The sequence below is a fragment of the Bacillus sp. SRB3LM genome (genome assembly GCF_015712745.1).
GTDB lineage: Bacteria > Bacillota > Bacilli > Bacillales > Bacillaceae_G > Bacillus_A > Bacillus_A thuringiensis_K.
In genome coordinates this window covers 1-740 of the sequence record NZ_VWVQ01000105.1, presented here as the reverse complement: position 1 = coordinate 740, position 740 = coordinate 1, and the positions used below count along the sequence as shown (strand labels likewise).

The window sequence follows — 740 nt, the reverse complement described above, 5'->3', positions numbered from 1 at the left end:
ACAATATAAATATGTTCCCATTGCTTTACCTCCTATGATTTTGCAATAAATAAAATGCCAGCTACTATACATACCATTCCAGCAATTTTCATGAAATTGATTGTTTCACCAAATAATAATGCTGACGCAATAATAACAAATACATATCCGAAACTCACCATTGGGTATGCATAACTTAAATCAACCTTTCTCAGGACAATCATCCATAATAATGCACTTAAACCGTAAAAAGCTAGTCCGAAAAAGTTCGGTACGTTAATGAAATTCATAATACCTACAGCCGCTGAACTTTGTGATTTCATTGCGCCAAACTTTAATAAAATTTGCCCTACAACTCCCATACCAACTGATAAAATAATCATCAAAAATTGTTGCATCTCTATACTCCTTAACTGTTTATATTCAAAAAATGTTTTATTCCAAATAAAAAACGTTTAAGACACTCCTCTTAAACGTTTTAACAAACCCGAATAGAGTAATTAAAAGTTCAATAGTATAATAATAACTGTTATCGCATATAACAACACTGTTATTAAAATATGCTGATCCTCTAATAAAACTTTATCTGGTTCTCCACCTTTATCTTCCATGTGAACTAAATATAAATAACGAAAAATCCCGTAAATTACAAATGGGATTGTCCACATTAAATAGATACTTTTCCCTGCATTAAAAGTAAAGATAGCATAAGTTACAATAGTTGCCGACGTAACAATTGTACTTAATTGGTCTAACAAAGC

At 30.7% G+C, this 740-nt stretch carries 1 protein-coding gene and 1 pseudogene; both read right to left on the bottom strand.

Annotated elements, in window-relative coordinates; all coding sequences use genetic code 11:
• Window positions 1–32: 32 nt before the first annotated feature.
• A complete protein-coding gene (locus tag F3I02_RS32285; protein ID WP_001183889.1) occupies window positions 33–377 on the bottom strand; it encodes an EamA family transporter in 345 nt (114 codons plus the stop codon).
• 102 nt (window positions 378–479) lie between these two features.
• Window positions 480–740, bottom strand: a pseudogene (locus F3I02_RS32280) (decaprenyl-phosphate phosphoribosyltransferase); the annotation flags it as partial.

Coding starts and splice junctions, on each gene's coding strand:
- F3I02_RS32285 (WP_001183889.1), bottom strand. CDS start 377: ATGCAACAATTTTTGATGATTATTTTATCAGTTGGTATGGGAGTTGTA.